Below are 15,623 nucleotides of genomic sequence, written 5' to 3'. Positions count from 1 at the left end.
AGGAAACCCTGTTATGCGCCTGAGTACCAGCGCTATTGCGCTTGTTGTCGGATTGCTGGTCAACCACGGGGCTCAAGCCTCCGAACTGCCACAACGCTGGGTGAGTGCCGGCGGGGCGCTGTCGGAATGGGTGACGGCCCTGGGCGGTGAGTCGAAATTGGTGGGTGTGGATACCACCAGTCAGCATCCGGAGTCTCTCAAGGCGTTGCCGAGCATTGGCTATCAGCGGCAGTTGTCGGCGGAAGGCATTCTGAGTTTGCGCCCGCATGTGCTGGTCGGTACTGAAGAAATGGGGCCGCCGCCCGTGCTGGCGCAGATTCGCAACGCGGGTGTGCAGGTGGAAATGTTCTCGGCGCAGCCGGACCTGCCCACGCTGAAAGGTAACCTTCAGCACTTGGGCACGTTGCTGGGCAATGAGGCCAAAGCCAACGAATTGTTTACCGGATATGAGCAGGCGTTGGATCAGCAAAAGCGCTGGGTAAGCAAGGCCCAATCGACCCAAAAGGCGCCAGGCGTGTTGCTGTTGCTCGGTCATGCAGGCGGCAAGCCGCTGATCGCGGGCAAAGACACGGCGGCTGACTGGATGTTGCAGCAGGCTGGCGGGCGCAACCTGGCGACCCATACTGGCTACAAGCCGTTTTCGGTGGAGTCGTTGGCAGGGTTGAGCCCGGATGTGCTGGTGTTTGCTGATCGTGCCCTGACCGGTGAGGCGGCGCGTGCCGCACTGTTCAAGGAGAACCCGATCCTGGCTTCCACGCCAGCGGCCAAAAGCGGGCGAGTGTTTGAGGTCGATCCCACCTTGCTGGTCGGTGGGCTTGGGCCGCGCCTGCCACAAAGCCTCGCGGACCTGTCCGCCGGGTTTTATCCGTCCCTGGCCAAGCCAGCCCTATGACCACTCCGGTTAAACCGAAGACGCTGTTTGTGGGGTTGGCGCTGCTGTGTGTATTCGCTATTTGGCTTTCGCTGGCGCTGGGGCCAGTCAGCCTGCCCTTGCTGGATACGCTCAGGGCTGCGTTGCGGTGGATGGGCGTGCCGATCGAGGCCCAAGGGCTGGAGCAGGCTGAGCTGATCCTGGGGCAGATCCGTTTGCCGCGCACGCTGCTGGGGTTGGCGGTCGGCGGCGTGTTGGCCTTGTCGGGCGTGGCGATGCAGGGGCTGTTTCGCAACCCCTTGGCTGATCCGGGGTTGGTCGGGGTTTCCAGCGGTGCCGCGCTGGGGGCGGCGGTGGCGATTGTAGGGGGTTCGTTTTTCGGCGGTTTGCCGGATGCATTCGGGCCCTATCTGTTGTCGCTATGCGCATTCCTTGGCGGCTTGGGTGTCACTGCACTGGTCTATCGACTAGGGCGGCGCAACGGCCAGACCCATGTCGCGACCATGTTGCTGGCCGGCATCGCCCTTACAGCCCTCGCCAGCTCGGCGGTAGGACTGTTTACCTACCTGGCCGACGACGCCACCTTGCGCACCCTGACGTTCTGGAACCTGGGCAGCCTCAACGGCGCCAGCTATTCGCGGTTATGGCCCCTGTTGCTGGTAAGCGCGGGTGTCGCGCTGTGGTTGCCGCGTCGAGCCAAAGCGCTGAACGCGCTGCTTCTCGGTGAATCAGAGGCCAATCACTTAGGTATCGATGTAGAAAGGCTTAAGCGCGAGTTGGTCTTCTGTACGGCGTTAGGCGTGGGAGCCGCCGTGGCCGCTGCGGGCATGATTGGTTTTGTGGGGCTGGTGGTGCCACATCTGGTGCGTTTGCTGGCGGGGCCGGATCATCGTGTGCTGCTACCGGCTTCGGTCCTGGCGGGGGCGAGCCTGCTGTTGTTTGCCGATCTGGTCGCGCGCTTGGCCTTGGCACCGGCTGAATTGCCGATCGGTATTGTGACCGCATTTATCGGCGCGCCATTTTTTCTTTATCTGTTGTTGCGGGGGCGTGCCTGATGTTGCGTGTGGAAGACCTGCAGATCCGTCGCGGTCGCACAACCGTATTGGCAGGCGTCACCCTCGATCTGTTGCCGGGCGAGGTGCTCGGGGTCCTGGGCCCCAATGGTGCGGGCAAGAGTACGTTGCTCGGCGGATTGTGCGGCGAGTTGCCTCCTGACCACGGCAACGTGTGGTTGGACCAACGCCCGTTGAGCGAGTGGAGTGGCGCGCAACGGGCGCAACGCCTGGCGGTATTGCCGCAAAGTTCGACGCTGGACTTCGCTTTCCGTGTTGAAGAGGTTGTCGGCATGGGGCGCTTGCCACACCAGACCGGGCGCTTGCGTGATGACGCGATTATCGAGGCAGCCCTACAGGCGGCAGATGTCGGCCACCTGAGCGGTCGCAGCTACCTGGCGCTGTCCGGCGGAGAGCGTCAACGGGTGCATCTGGCGCGGGTGCTGGCGCAGTTATGGCCGGGCGAGGCTGGGCAGACGTTGCTGCTGGATGAGCCGACGTCAATGCTGGACCCCTTGCACCAGCACACAACCTTGCAGGCCATTCGCACTTTTGCCGATCGAGGGGCGGCGGTGTTGGTGATCCTTCACGACTTGAACCTGGCGGCGCGTTATTGTGATCGGATCCTGCTGCTGGAGGCAGGGCGCCCGCATGTCTTGGGTGCGCCGGCGCAGGTGATGCAGCCGGCGCCGTTGAAAGCTGTGTTTGGTTTGGATGTGCTTGTGCAGCCTCATCCGGAGCGTGGGCATCCGTTGATCATTGCCCGCTGAACTGCAGTGTGGGCGGCTTTGTACCGATAGCGTTTTACGGGCAAAAAAAGACCCGGCAAGAGCCGGGTCAAATAACCGTGATTAGCCTGATGAGGAGATAATCTGAGAGTCCGAACCAATGGTCTTTCAGTTATCGGCTGATCTCGCGACCAGTTGTGATAATCATAACGATTCTCATTTGAGAGTCAACATTTGTTTTCAATGGCTCTTCAGATTTTCTCAAACGTCCGTTCGGAATGCCTGTAAATGTTGGCTTTGCCAGTCGATCTAATTTTTTTGGCGGGCCGAAATAGCGTCCAATTGCCGGTTCAACGCTTCTTTGCGCTCGGCAGGAATGTCATTCCAATGCACATCCATCAAGGCCCCTTCGATTGCATACAGCAGCACTTTCGATGCGCGAAACCCGCGCGTCCGTACGGCCCGGTAGGCATCGACCGCACCCAGGCGACGCAAGTCGGACGCACTGTGGATGCCCACCGCATGCAGCCACTGTGCTGACGTCTTGCCAAGGTTTTTCAGGTGTTGCAGCTCATCGTTCATCAAGCCTCCTTGCGACGGCCGAATGGTTCGGTGGGTATCGTGACCAGGCAAGCCTGAAAGGAGTGTAGCGCTCAGTAGGAAAAGCGTAGTTCTTTAGTCGGAAACGGCCTAAAGACCGAGAGGAGTGATGTGATCCGGCAGGCGGGAAGCCCGGCACGCCAGTGCGATACCGGGCTGAAGCAGCGAGTATTAGCGGGTACGGTAACGCAGGCGGGTGCCAAAGTTGACTGACATGAGGATTTCATCGGCGGTCAGCTCCGCAGGGAAATAGGTCCCGGATATCTGCGCGTGGGCCAGGCTGGCGCCTTCCAGCGAGCAATCGCGCAGGTCCAAGCCGCGTAAATCGGCAGAGCGGAAGTAGGCATCGGTAAAGTCCACGCCGGTGGCGTTCAACTCACGCAAGTCCAGGCCGCGAAAGTCCCCGCCGCGCATGTCGATGACGCCGTCTTTTGGACGTTCCTGGTTGAAGCCCCGGATATCATCTTTATGCAGGAGCGAGTAAAGCGGAGTATCAAGAAGCTTGGGCTGACTCATGACGACAACTCCTGTTGGATTTATGGCGCCATTATAGTGCCACTATTGCGGGGTCGTGCGCCCAAGTAGACGACACGACCAAGAATTTTTTCTTACAGGCCTGGCAGGCGCTGGCGAATATGCGCCACCAACGCATCGAGCGTACCGCTTTCATTGGTCTCGACGCGTTTGCTGAGGAGCAGCTCCTCGGCGGTCAGCGAGTCGCGATTGGCTTGCTGCTCTTCGATAACGGCCAGTGTCGCGTCGGAAGGATCATTTTTGTCTGCCTGACGTTGTGCCAACCAGCTGGCGATTACGGCTTGCGGCGCGTTGCAATCCAGGATCAGGAACGGCGCGCCGGTGGCTTCGGCTACTTTGGCCGCTGCATCGCGTTGTTCGCGTTTCAGGAAGGTGGCATCCAACACCACTGGGTAACCGGCACGCAGTACGGTGCCGGCGATTTCATTCAGCCGGGTGTAGGTCGCCACACTGGCGTCGGCCGCATAGATACCGGCCTGCGGCGTGTTTTCGACGTGTTGCTCACCGAACAGACGCTTGCGTTCCACGTCCGAGCGCAGGCGCACAGCACCCAGCGCTTCCACCAGGCGCATGGCCACGTGGCTTTTGCCCACGGCCGAAACACCGTGGGTAATTGCCAGGAAGCGCGACGGAATGGTGCTGTAGCTTTCCGCCAGATTCGCGTAGTTGCGGTATTGACGCAGGGTCGTGGCGCGTTGCACCGGGCTGGCCTCGCTCGGCATGCTGAACAGCGCGATCTTGGCGCGTACCAAGGCGCGATAGGCTTTATAGAAGTTCAGCACCTCCAGGCCTTGATAGTCGCCGGTCAACTCCAGGTACTGGCTGATAAAGCGGCGCGCCAGGGATTTGAGGCCGCGGTCTTCAAGGTCCATGGCCAGGAAGCCGGTATCGGCGTACACATCGGTGAAGCGGAAAGGCTCGTTGAATTCGATGCAGTCGAAGATCACTACGTGGCCATCGATCAACGTCGCGTTACCCAGGTGAATATCGCCGTGGCATTCGCGGGTGAAACCTTCCTGTTTGCGCTGGGAGAACAGCGGCTTGAGGCGCTCGAAGCTGCTTTCGGCCCAAGCTTGCAAAGCGTCCAGTTGCGCCAGGTCGGCCTTGTCACTGAGGAACGGGCGAATCTGGTCGAAGTTCTGGCGAACCGGTGCCATCACCTCGTCCGGGGTGCCGGCCGGGTGTTCCTGCGGTACTTTCGGTGCGGTGAGGTGGAAGTGCGCGATTTGCTTGGCCATCTCATCGATGTGCGCGCTGGTCAATTCGCCGTTGGCTTGCAAGGTGCTGAGCAGTTGGCTCTGCGGGAACTGACGCATTTTCAGCGCATATTCGATGACTGGGCCATCGCCACCCAACTGAGGGGCCTCGGCCGTGCCGGTGATCGGCAACACTTCAAGATACAAATCTTCGGTCAAACGCTGGTTGAGGCGCAGCTCTTCATTGCAGAAGTGGCCGCGCTTTTCCAGATCCGTGAAGTCCAGGAAGCCGAAGTTCATCGGTTTCTTCAATTTATAGGCATAGGGCCCGGTCAGCACGACCCAGGAAATATGGGTCTCGATGACTTGGAACGCATCAACCGGGTGGGCGTATAAGGCCGGGTTTTGCAGGGCGGCGATCAGGGTCTGGCTCACGGGCGATCCTTCAGAGTCTGGCGGAAAACATGGCGGGCATTATGGCTGCTGCGGCCGGTCGTGCAAACCGCTGTCCGGCTCATGTTGATCATCAATAAAGTGCGTATAATCCGCCGCCATGACTCGAACCCGATCTCCCCGTTCCCGTAAAAAACCTCCTTCCCGCGGCCTGCGCCCTTGGCTGGGCTGGGCGCTCAAGCTCGGCCTCGTGGGGCTCGTAGTGCTCGCCGGCTTTGCGGTGTACCTCGACGCTGTGGTCCAGGAGAAGTTCTCCGGCAAGCGTTGGACCATTCCCGCCAAGGTGTATGCACGCCCGCTGGAGTTGTTTACCGGCCAGAAGCTGAGCAAGGATGACTTCCTGACCGAACTCGACGCCTTGGGCTATCGCCGCGAACCCGTGAGCAACGGGCCGGGCGCGGCGGCTGTCAGTGGTAACACCGTCGACTTGAATACCCGCGGTTTCCAGTTCTATGAAGGCCTGGAAAAAGCCCAGCCTGTGCGCGTGCGCTTTTCCGGCGATTACGTCGCTGAGTTGTCGTCCCTCAATGGCTCGAAGCTGCCGGTGGTTCGCCTCGAACCGCTGATGATCGGCGGCATTTACCCTAAAAACCTTGAAGATCGCATCCTGATCAAGCTTGACCAGGTGCCGCCGTACCTGTTGGAAACCCTGGTTGCTGTTGAAGACCGCGATTTCTACCACCACTGGGGCGTTTCGCCGAAGTCGATCGCCCGCGCGGTCTGGGTGAACACCTCCGGCGGCAAGATGACTCAGGGCGGCAGTACGCTGACGCAACAATTGGTCAAGAACTTCTACCTGACCAACGAGCGCAGCCTCACCCGTAAGCTCACTGAAGCCATGATGGCGATGCTGCTGGAGCTGCACTACAGCAAGCAGGAAATCCTTGAGGCGTACCTCAACGAGGTATTCGTCGGCCAGGATGGCCAGCGCGCCGTGCATGGTTTCGGCCTGGCCAGCCAGTTCTTCTTTGGCCAGCCGCTGTCCGAACTGAAGCTGCACCAGGTTGCGTTGCTGGTGGGCATGGTCAAGGGGCCTTCCTACTACAACCCGCGCCGCAATCCTGAGCGTGCGCTGGAGCGACGCAACCTCGTGCTTGATGTACTTGAGCAACAAGGTGTTGCCACGGCTGAACAGGTCGCTGCCGCGAAGAAAATGCCGTTGGGTGTCACTACCCGCGGCAAGCTGGCGGACAGCTCCTTCCCGGGCTTTATCGATCTGGTCAAGCGCCAACTGCGTGAAGACTACCGCGACGAAGACTTGACCGAAGAAGGCCTGCGAATCTTCACCAGTTTCGACCCGATCCTGCAGATGAAGGCCGAAGCGTCCGTCAATGACACGTTCAAGCGTCTGACAGGCCGTAAAGGTTCCGATGAAGTCGAAGCGGCCATGGTTGTGACCAATCCGGAAACGGGTGAAGTGCAAGCCATGATCGGCAGCCGTCAGGCCAGCTTTGCCGGGTTCAACCGCGCGCTGGATGCGGTGCGGCCAATCGGTTCCCTGGTCAAGCCTGCGGTTTACCTGACCGCGTTGGAAAAACCGAGCAAATACACCCTGACCAGTTGGCTCTCAGATGACCCGCTGTCGGTCAAAGGTGCCGATGGCCAAGTGTGGACACCCCAGAACTTCGACCGTCGTTCCCACGGTACGATATTCCTGTATCAGGGCATTGCGCACTCCTACAATATTTCCACGTCGCGGCTGGGCCTTGAGGTCGGCGTGCCGAATGTCCTCAAGACCATCGCGCGGCTGGGTGTCACCCGTGAGTTCCCGGCCTTCCCGTCGATCCTGTTGGGCGCTGGCGCGATGACCCCGATGGAAGTCGCGACGATGTACCAGACCCTCGCCAACGGTGGTTTCAACACCCCCATGCGCGGGATCCGCAGCGTGCTGACCGCCGAGGGTGAGCCGCTCAAGCGCTACCCGTTCCAGATTCAGCAACGGTTTGATGCGGGCTCCATTTATCTGATCCAGAACGCCATGCAGCGCGTGATGCGTGAAGGTACCGGGCGTTCGGTCTATAGCGTGCTGCCGGCGAACCTGACATTGGCAGGCAAGACCGGTACCAGTAACGATTCGCGTGACAGCTGGTTCGCAGGTTTCGGCCAGGACGTGCTGGCGGTGGTGTGGCTGGGGCGCGACGATAACGGCAAGACGCCGTTTACCGGTGCCACCGGTGCGCTGCAGGTCTGGACCAGTTTCATGCGCAAAGCTGATCCGCTGCCGTTGAACATGCCGCAGCCGGATAACATCGTGCAGGCTTGGATCGATCCGCACACGGGGCAGGGCTCAGATGCCAACTGTCCGGGCGCGGTGCAGATGCCGTATATTCGCGGCAGCGAACCGCCTCCCGGCGCCGCATGCGGTGGCAGTGCCCCCGCTGATGCGGAGTCGGTGATGGATTGGGTCAAGGGCTGGATGAATTAAGCAAAGAGGGTTTCAAGTGAACAAGTGGTGGATTCCAGCTATTACAGCTCTGGCTTTGCTCAACGGTTGCGCCAGCGTGCAGCGCGGCTCCATTCCCGTGGTGGATTCGAGCACTGCCGTCTCCAATAACGACCGGATTTCGGCCAATGGCGGCTTCCGCCAGACCGTGACCAATCGTCCAGCGCAAGCTGCGACCCAGGCGATGCCACAGGATTCCGGTGTGGTGGTCATGGTGCCAGGCGCTGGCGCTGCCACGTCTGCGCCGATCAGTGCCGAGCCGTGGACGCCAGGGCCAAGCACCTCGGGTCCGATCGACTCCACGCCGATTCAAACTGCGCCGATCAATCAGGGCACCTACACCATGCCGTCGACGCCAAGTGGAATTCCATCGTCTTCCAGCGGTGGCGGCCTGTCGGCTGACGAGCAACTGGATGGCCCGGTGCTTGCGCTGCTGACCACGGCCCAGCAACAGCAGGCGGGTGGTGATTTGAATGGTGCGTCGTCGAGCCTCGAACGTGCCCAGCGCGTGGCTCCGCGTGAGCCGCAAGTGTTGTATCGCCTGGCCCAGGTTCGCATGGCCCAGGGTGATGCTCCGCAGGCCGAGCAGTTCGCCCGTCGTGGCCTGAGCCTGGCCAACGGTCGTCCCGACTTGCAAGCCAGCCTGTGGGCCTTGATTGGTGACGCGCGCGCCGCGCAAGGCGATGCCGCCGGTGCCGCGCAGGCTCGGCAAAAAGCCAAGGTCAGCCTCTGATGGATGCACGCTTCCCCGCCATTGCCGAACAGTTATTGCTGATTGAGCGCGAGTTGCGCGTGCAGGGCTGGTGGGACGAGGTGTCCCCCAGCGTCGAGGCGCTCAGCAGCGTTGAACCTTTTTCGGTGGATACGCTGGATTTTCACCAGTGGCTGCAGTGGGTATTCCTGGTGCGCATGAAGCAGATCCTCGAACAGGACCTGCCGCTGCCCAATGCGTCGGGCATCCTGGAAATGGCCGAGATGGTCTACGCCGACCGCCCGCTGGAAAGCCTTGGCTTACGTAATGCGCTGAAAAAGTTCGACCAACTGATCGTCGACGCTCGTTAATTGCCTGACTGCCGGTTTTTCCGGCAGTCTTGCGCACATTTCTACCGCTTGACGACATTCAGGCGAGTTTTATCCCTCCTCAAAGCCCTTTCTTCTACGTTCTCATGCGCTTAGTTGGAAAAAAGCGCAATTATTGCTTGACTTGAACGTCCTGAAACAGAAGAATCCAAAGTCCGCTGTATCGGGACTGCCAGAAGCAGGCCCGCTCAGCAGATCATGAGGCGCACATCCGCGCCGACCTGTTACACCCGCAACGCGTTACCTCGCGCTGGGTGGGAAAAGCCCGCAACACTTGGGACGATCCCAATACTTGCTCAGTCAGTGCTGACGTAGTCGGCGACCACCGTCGCTCATGCTCTGTTGAGAAGTAAACCTATTAAGACCCGTCGGTTTTTTTAACGGACGGTATTCTGGCGTTTTAGAGGTGAACAACGTGGAGCTTTTATCTGGCGGTGAGATGCTCGTCCGCTTTTTGCGTGACGAAGGCGTCGACTATATCTACGGGTACCCAGGTGGTGCTCTGCTGCATGTCTACGACGCACTGTTCAAGGAACCGGCTGTTACCCACATCCTGGTTCGCCACGAGCAGGCCGCGACCCATATGGCTGACGGTTACGCCCGTGCCACCGGTAAAGCCGGTGTGGTACTGGTAACGTCCGGCCCTGGCGCAACCAATGCCATTACCGGCATCGCGACTGCGTATATGGACTCCATCCCGATGGTGATCATTTCCGGTCAGGTGGCTAGCACCATGGTCGGTACCGATGCATTCCAGGAAACCGACATGATCGGTATCTCCCGGCCGATCGTGAAACACAGCTTCATGATCAAGCATGCGTCGGAAATCCCGGAAGTCATGAAAAAGGCCTTCTACCTCGCACAGTCCGGTCGCCCGGGTCCTGTGGTGGTCGACATCCCGAAAGACATGACCAACCCGGCCGAGAAATTCGAATACATCTTCCCGAAGAAGGCCAAGCTGCGCTCCTACAGCCCAGCCGTCCGTGGGCACTCGGGGCAAATCCGCAAGGCCGCAGAAATGCTCCTGGCGGCCAAGCGTCCAGTGCTGTACTCGGGTGGTGGCGTGATTCTGGGCGGCGGTTCTGCGCCTTTGACTGAGCTGGCCAAACTGCTCAACCTGCCGGTGACCAATACGTTGATGGGCCTCGGCGCCTTCCCAGGTACCGACCGTCAGTTTGTCGGCATGCTCGGCATGCACGGCAGCTACACCGCTAACCTGGCGATGCACCACGCCGATGTGATCCTGGCAGTGGGCGCGCGTTTCGATGACCGCGTGATCAACGGCGCGAGCAAATTCTGCCCGAATGCCAAGATCATCCATATCGACATCGACCCGGCGTCCATCTCCAAGACCATCAAGGCCGATGTGCCGATCGTGGGTCCTGTTGAAAGCGTATTGACCGAAATGGTTGCTGCGCTCAAGGACATCGGCGAGACGCCGAACAAGGAATCCGTTGCCAGTTGGTGGAAGCAGATCGACGAATGGCGCGGTGATCGCGGCCTGTTCCCTTACGATAAGGGCGACGGCAGCATCATCAAGCCACAAACCGTGATCGAGACCCTGTGCGAAGTGACCAAGGGCGACGCCTTTGTGACCTCCGACGTGGGCCAGCACCAGATGTTCGCTGCGCAGTACTACAAGTTCGACAAGCCTAACCGCTGGATCAACTCCGGTGGCCTGGGCACGATGGGCTTTGGTTTCCCTGCGGCCATGGGCGTGAAACTGAGCTTTCCGGACACTGACGTTGCATGCGTCACCGGCGAGGGCAGCATCCAGATGAACATCCAGGAACTGTCGACGTGCCTGCAGTACGGCCTTCCGGTGAAGATCGTGTGCTTGAATAACGGCGTGCTGGGCATGGTTCGTCAATGGCAGGACATGAGCTACAACAGCCGTCACTCCCATTCCTACATGGAGTCGCTGCCGGATTTCGTAAAATTGGTTGAAGCCTATGGCCATGTCGGCATTCGCATCACCGATTTGAAAGATCTGAAGCCGAAGATGGAAGAGGCGTTCGCCATGAAGGACCGCTTGGTGTTCATCGATATTCAGGTGGATACCAGCGAGCACGTCTACCCGATGCAGATCAAAGACGGCTCTATGCGCGATATGTGGCTGAACAAGACGGAGCGTACTTAATCATGCGGCACATTATCTCCCTGCTTCTGGAGAACGAGCCCGGCGCTCTGTCTCGTGTTGTCGGCCTGTTTTCGCAACGCAACTACAACATCGAAAGCCTGACCGTGGCCCCGACCGAAGACCCGACCCTGTCGCGCCTGACGTTGACCACCGTGGGCCACGATGAGGTGATCGAGCAGATCACCAAGAACCTCAACAAGCTGATCGAAGTGGTCAAGCTGGTCGACCTGTCGGAAAGTGCCCACATCGAGCGTGAGCTGATGCTGGTTAAGGTCAAGGCCACGGGTGCCCAACGTGCCGAGATCAAACGGACTACCGACATTTATCGCGGGCAGATCGTTGATGTGAGCGCCAGCGTTTATACCGTTCAACTGACCGGTACAAGCGACAAGCTGGACAGCTTCATCCAGTCGATCGGGACGGCCTCGATTCTGGAAACAGTACGCAGTGGTGTCACCGGGATTGCCCGTGGCGACAAAGTACTCAGCATTTAACCCAAATTAGTGAATGGCCTTACGGCCTGGATATATAGAGGAACCTCATGAAAGTTTATTACGATAAAGATTGTGACCTGTCGATCATCCAGGGCAAGAAAGTCGCCATCATCGGCTACGGTTCCCAGGGTCACGCGCAAGCTTGTAACCTGAAAGATTCCGGCGTTGACGTGACTGTTGGCCTGCGTAAAGGCTCGGCCACTGTTGCCAAGGCTGAAGCCCACGGCCTGAAAGTGACTGACGTTGCTTCCGCCGTTGCTGCTGCCGACCTGGTCATGATCCTGACCCCGGACGAGTTCCAGTCCGCGCTGTACAAGAATGAAATCGAGCCGAACATCAAGAAGGGCGCCACCCTGGCCTTCTCCCACGGCTTCGCGATCCACTACAACCAAGTAGTGCCACGCGCTGATCTCGACGTGATCATGATCGCGCCAAAAGCACCGGGCCACACCGTGCGTTCCGAGTTCGTCAAAGGCGGCGGCATCCCTGACCTGATCGCGATCTACCAGGACGCATCGGGCAACGCCAAGAACGTGGCACTGTCCTACGCTGCTGGCGTGGGTGGCGGTCGTACCGGCATCATCGAAACCACCTTCAAGGACGAGACTGAAACCGACCTGTTCGGCGAACAAGCCGTACTGTGCGGCGGTACCGTTGAGCTGGTTAAAGCCGGTTTCGAAACCCTGGTTGAAGCTGGCTACGCGCCAGAAATGGCCTACTTCGAGTGCCTGCACGAACTGAAGCTGATCGTTGACCTCATGTACGAAGGCGGTATCGCCAACATGAACTACTCGATCTCCAACAACGCCGAATACGGCGAGTACGTGACTGGCCCGGAAGTGATCAACGCCGAGTCCCGTCAGGCCATGCGCAACGCCCTGAAACGTATTCAGGACGGCGAATACGCCAAAATGTTCATCAGCGAAGGCGCTACCGGCTACCCTTCGATGACCGCCAAGCGTCGTAACAACGCCGCTCACGGTATCGAAGTCATCGGCGAGCAACTGCGCTCGATGATGCCGTGGATCGGTGCCAACAAGATCGTCGACAAAGCCAAGAACTAAGTCGAGCGTATCAAGAGAAAACGCGGCTTAGGCCGCGTTTTTTCGTTTGAGGGGCGGGTTCTGGTATAAAGCTGCATCGTTTGCGGGCGAACACTCGCCGCAAGTATCTGTCGAATTTTTTTCACACCGTTGCAAGGTAAAGTCCATGAGCGAACGTCCCGAAGAGCCAAGCCAGGCTTCTGACGCCGAAAGCCTGCTGCCGATCGATGAGCATGTCGAAGAAGGGCATGACGCGGAAGGTCGCAAGGTCCGGCATCGTGGCATCTATCTGCTGCCCAACCTGTTCACCACGGCGAACCTGTTTGCCGGGTTCTATTCCATCATCAACTCCATGAGTGCCCAAAGCGCACTGGCGGCAGGTGATGCGGTGAGTGCCAGCAAGTATTTCGGTTTTGCTGCAATTGCAATCTTCGTGGCCATGGTGCTCGACGGCCTTGATGGGCGAGTGGCGCGCATGACCAACACACAGAGCGCCTTCGGAGCTGAGTACGACTCACTGTCGGACATGGTCGCGTTTGGCGTCGCCCCTGCGTTGTTGGCATTTGCCTGGGCGCTGGGCGATATGGGCAAGGTCGGCTGGATGGTTGCCTTCATCTATGTCGCCGGCGCTGCTTTGCGTCTGGCGCGCTTCAACACCCAGGTGGGAACCGCCGACAAGCGTTACTTCATCGGTCTTGCCAGCCCTGCTGCTGCGGGTGTGGTGGCGGGTATCGTCTGGGCATTCAGTGATTACGGGATCCAGGGTTCGAAGATGTCGTTCCTGGTGGCCTTGATGGTGGCTGCTGCCGGCATGCTGATGGTCAGCAACATCAAGTACAACAGCTTTAAGGAGCTGGACCTCAAGGGGCGTGTGCCTTTCGTGGCGATTCTGGCAGTGGTGCTGGTGTTCGCCGTGGTGTTCAGTGATCCGCCGCGTATTCTGTTGCTGGCGTTCCTGGTCTACGCCGCGTCGGGGCCGGTTCAGTACTTGCTGCATTTGCGCCGCGACAAAACATTGCCTTAATGTAATTTCCCCCATACTCCGCAGTCTATTGGTACATCAGTTCTCCAATGCTGCGGAGTTGCCATGTTAATCAAATTGCCCAAAGCGTCCGATTGCCACGAGTCGGATGTCACGCCTGAATCCTTCTATCTCTCTCGCCGTAGCTTGCTCGGTGGTGCGCTTGCCGGCATTGCTGCCAGCAGCTTGCCGCGTTGGGCCAGTGCGGACGAGGCCTCGCGTTATGCCGATGTCGAGGCGGGCAGGGCGCCGGCCTGGTTTGCCGAGAAGCTGCCAGGCACAAAATGGCAGGCCATCACGGTGAAGGATGAGGCGATCACGCCCTTCAAGGACGCAACGCACTACAACAACTTCTATGAGTTCGGTACCGACAAGGGCGACCCGGCAGCGAATGCGGGCTCACTCAAGACCGAGCCTTGGAGTGTGGTTATTGATGGTGAGGTTGCGAAGCCAGGCCGCTATGCTCTGGAAGACTTCATGAAACCTTATCAGTTGGAAGAGCGGATCTACCGTCTACGCTGCGTCGAGGCGTGGTCCATGGTGATTCCCTGGATCGGTTTTCCTATCTCTGCGTTGCTCAAGCAGGTTGAGCCGACGTCCAAAGCCAAGTACATCCGTTTTGAAACCCTCCAGGACCCAAAGAGCATGCCGGGGCAGCGCTCGAGTTTTGGCTTGATCGACTGGCCTTATATAGAAGGCTTGCGTCTGGATGAGGCGATGAATCCCCTGGCGATTCTGGCGGTGGGTATGTATGGGCGCGAATTGCCTAACCAGAACGGTGCGCCGCTGCGCTTGGTCGTGCCGTGGAAGTATGGCTTCAAGAGCGTGAAATCCATTGTGCGGATCAGCCTCGTGAGTGAGCAACCGAAAACCACCTGGCAAAGCATTGCCGCGGATGAGTACGGGTTCTACGCGAATGTGAACCCGACGGTCGATCACCCTCGTTGGACTCAGGCGCGGGAGCGTCGTCTGCCGAGTGGCCTGTTCAGTCCCAATGTACGTGAGACGCAGATGTTCAATGGTTACTCGGACGAGGTGGCTGCTCTTTATACCGGTCTCGATCTGCGGAAGAACTACTGATGCGTTACCCGATCTGGCGCGTTGGCGTTTTTATAGCGGCGGCGGTATGGCCGCTGTTCTGGCTCTATGAGGCATGGAGTGCTGTCCTCGGGCCGGATCCGGGCAAGGTGCTGGTAGATCGGCTGGGGCTCGGCACATTGATTCTGTTACTGATCACCCTGGCAATGACGCCACTGCAGAAGCTTAGTGGTTGGGCGGGGTGGATAGCGGTGCGCCGGCAATTGGGATTGTGGTGCTTCGCCTATGTTGTGCTGCACCTGGCTGCTTATTGTGTGTTTGTGCTTGGGTTGGACTGGTCGCAGCTGGGTGTGGAGTTGCGCAAGCGGCCTTACATTATTGTCGGGGCGCTGGGTTTCCTGTTGCTGTTGGTATTAGCGGTGACCTCTAATCGTTACAGTCAGCGCCGATTGGGCAGCCGTTGGAAAAAGCTGCATCGTCTCGTGTATGTCGTTCTGGGGCTCGGCTTGCTGCATATGTTGTGGATAGTGCGGGCTGATCTCAAGGAGTGGGCTGTCTATGCATCTATAGGTGCGCTGCTTCTGGTGCTGCGGATACCCCCGGTGATGCGCCGGATTCCCCGACTTATCGCGAAAAAACCACTTTCTGCAACAAAAGCGTAATTAAGGGTTGACGGCAGATTCTGGAAGTCTATAATTCGCCCCACTTCCGGCGCAGTCGAAACGGAAAACTCCTTGGTAAACAAAGAGTTACGCAGGATTCGACAGCGAGTTGCTTCAGTTCATCGAAGCCCAGAAGGAGTTGGTAGAGCAGTGTTGTTTGGCTCTATTAACGTTTCGATCCTCTCGGTCGAAAGCGGAGAAAAAGAGGTGTTGACAGCAGCGTGTAACGCTGTAGAATTCGCCTCCCGCTAACGAGAGATCGGAAGCG

General features: G+C 59.0%; 15 protein-coding genes. 12 read left to right on the top strand and 3 right to left on the bottom strand.

All coding sequences use genetic code 11. The features are described from left to right. Nucleotides 1–13: 13 nt before the first annotated feature. The 3 genes from QCBJ_RS03930 to QCBJ_RS03920 are packed head-to-tail and all read left to right on the top strand — an operon-like array spanning nt 14 to nt 2,693. Complete coding sequence (locus QCBJ_RS03930; RefSeq protein WP_102060175.1) at nt 14–892, top strand: hemin ABC transporter substrate-binding protein; 879 nt, start codon at nt 14–16, stop codon at nt 890–892. Further along, complete coding sequence (locus tag QCBJ_RS03925; protein ID WP_102060174.1) at nt 889–1,926, top strand: iron ABC transporter permease; 1,038 nt, start codon at nt 889–891, stop codon at nt 1,924–1,926. The genes QCBJ_RS03930 and QCBJ_RS03925 overlap by 4 nt, the downstream gene beginning before the upstream one ends. Continuing rightward, a complete protein-coding gene (locus QCBJ_RS03920; protein WP_046034298.1) occupies nt 1,926–2,693 on the top strand; it encodes a heme ABC transporter ATP-binding protein in 768 nt (255 codons plus the stop codon). Before QCBJ_RS03925 ends, QCBJ_RS03920 begins: the two co-directional genes overlap by 1 nt. Before the next feature lie 267 nt (nt 2,694–2,960). Here the strand turns inward: QCBJ_RS03920 and QCBJ_RS03915 are convergent, their stop codons facing one another. The 3 genes from QCBJ_RS03915 to QCBJ_RS03905 form a co-directional block, all read right to left on the bottom strand. Continuing rightward, nucleotides 2,961–3,233, bottom strand: coding sequence for a TfoX/Sxy family protein (locus QCBJ_RS03915; protein WP_010562703.1), 273 nt, complete (start codon nt 3,231–3,233; stop codon nt 2,961–2,963). A 189-nt stretch (nt 3,234–3,422) separates the two neighbouring features. Continuing rightward, entirely contained in the window at nt 3,423–3,767 is a 345-nt protein-coding gene (locus QCBJ_RS03910) for a pentapeptide repeat-containing protein (RefSeq protein WP_015885894.1), read from the bottom strand. 92 nt (nt 3,768–3,859) lie between these two features. Continuing rightward, nucleotides 3,860–5,416 (bottom strand): bifunctional aminoglycoside phosphotransferase/ATP-binding protein, encoded by a 1,557-nt coding sequence (locus QCBJ_RS03905; RefSeq protein WP_102060173.1) that lies wholly within the window; start codon nt 5,414–5,416, stop codon nt 3,860–3,862. Nucleotides 5,417–5,534: 118 nt separating this feature from the next. Here QCBJ_RS03905 and mrcB point away from each other — a divergent pair, with 118 nt between their 5' ends. The 9 genes from mrcB to msrQ all read left to right on the top strand — a co-directional run bounded on the left by mrcB (nt 5,535) and on the right by msrQ (nt 15,355). Beyond that, complete coding sequence (gene mrcB / locus QCBJ_RS03900; protein WP_015885892.1) at nt 5,535–7,859, top strand: penicillin-binding protein 1B; 2,325 nt, start codon at nt 5,535–5,537, stop codon at nt 7,857–7,859. Nucleotides 7,860–7,875: 16 nt separating this feature from the next. Beyond that, the gene (locus tag QCBJ_RS03895) at nt 7,876–8,610 is read left to right on the top strand and encodes a M48 family metallopeptidase (RefSeq protein ID WP_015885891.1); all 735 of its coding nucleotides are present in this window, start codon (nt 7,876–7,878) and stop codon (nt 8,608–8,610) included. Next, a complete protein-coding gene (locus QCBJ_RS03890) occupies nt 8,610–8,939 on the top strand; it encodes a YqcC family protein (protein ID WP_015885890.1) in 330 nt (109 codons plus the stop codon). Before QCBJ_RS03895 ends, QCBJ_RS03890 begins: the two co-directional genes overlap by 1 nt. Before the next feature lie 433 nt (nt 8,940–9,372). Further along, entirely contained in the window at nt 9,373–11,097 is a 1,725-nt protein-coding gene (locus QCBJ_RS03885; RefSeq protein WP_015885889.1) for an acetolactate synthase 3 large subunit, read from the top strand. A 2-nt stretch (nt 11,098–11,099) separates the two neighbouring features. After that, a complete protein-coding gene (ilvN, locus tag QCBJ_RS03880) occupies nt 11,100–11,591 on the top strand; it encodes an acetolactate synthase small subunit (protein ID WP_003176102.1) in 492 nt (163 codons plus the stop codon). 47 nt (nt 11,592–11,638) lie between these two features. Continuing rightward, entirely contained in the window at nt 11,639–12,655 is a 1,017-nt protein-coding gene (gene ilvC, locus QCBJ_RS03875; RefSeq protein WP_003176099.1) for a ketol-acid reductoisomerase, read from the top strand. A 145-nt stretch (nt 12,656–12,800) separates the two neighbouring features. Then, entirely contained in the window at nt 12,801–13,658 is an 858-nt protein-coding gene (gene pssA / locus QCBJ_RS03870; RefSeq protein ID WP_015885888.1) for a CDP-diacylglycerol--serine O-phosphatidyltransferase, read from the top strand. A gap of 63 nt (nt 13,659–13,721) precedes the next feature. After that, nucleotides 13,722–14,735, top strand: a complete 1,014-nt coding sequence (gene msrP / locus QCBJ_RS03865) for a protein-methionine-sulfoxide reductase catalytic subunit MsrP (RefSeq protein ID WP_015885887.1) — start codon at nt 13,722–13,724, stop codon at nt 14,733–14,735. Next, nucleotides 14,735–15,355, top strand: a complete 621-nt coding sequence (gene msrQ / locus QCBJ_RS03860; RefSeq protein ID WP_093544363.1) for a protein-methionine-sulfoxide reductase heme-binding subunit MsrQ — start codon at nt 14,735–14,737, stop codon at nt 15,353–15,355. Before msrP ends, msrQ begins: the two co-directional genes overlap by 1 nt. Nucleotides 15,356–15,623 lie beyond the last annotated feature (268 nt).

Source organism: Pseudomonas sp. QC2, assembly GCF_002859085.1.
Classification (GTDB): Bacteria; Pseudomonadota; Gammaproteobacteria; order Pseudomonadales; family Pseudomonadaceae; genus Aquipseudomonas; species Aquipseudomonas petroselini.
Note: the sequence above shows the minus strand (reverse complement) of the source record. Positions and strands in the feature narration are given on the sequence as shown.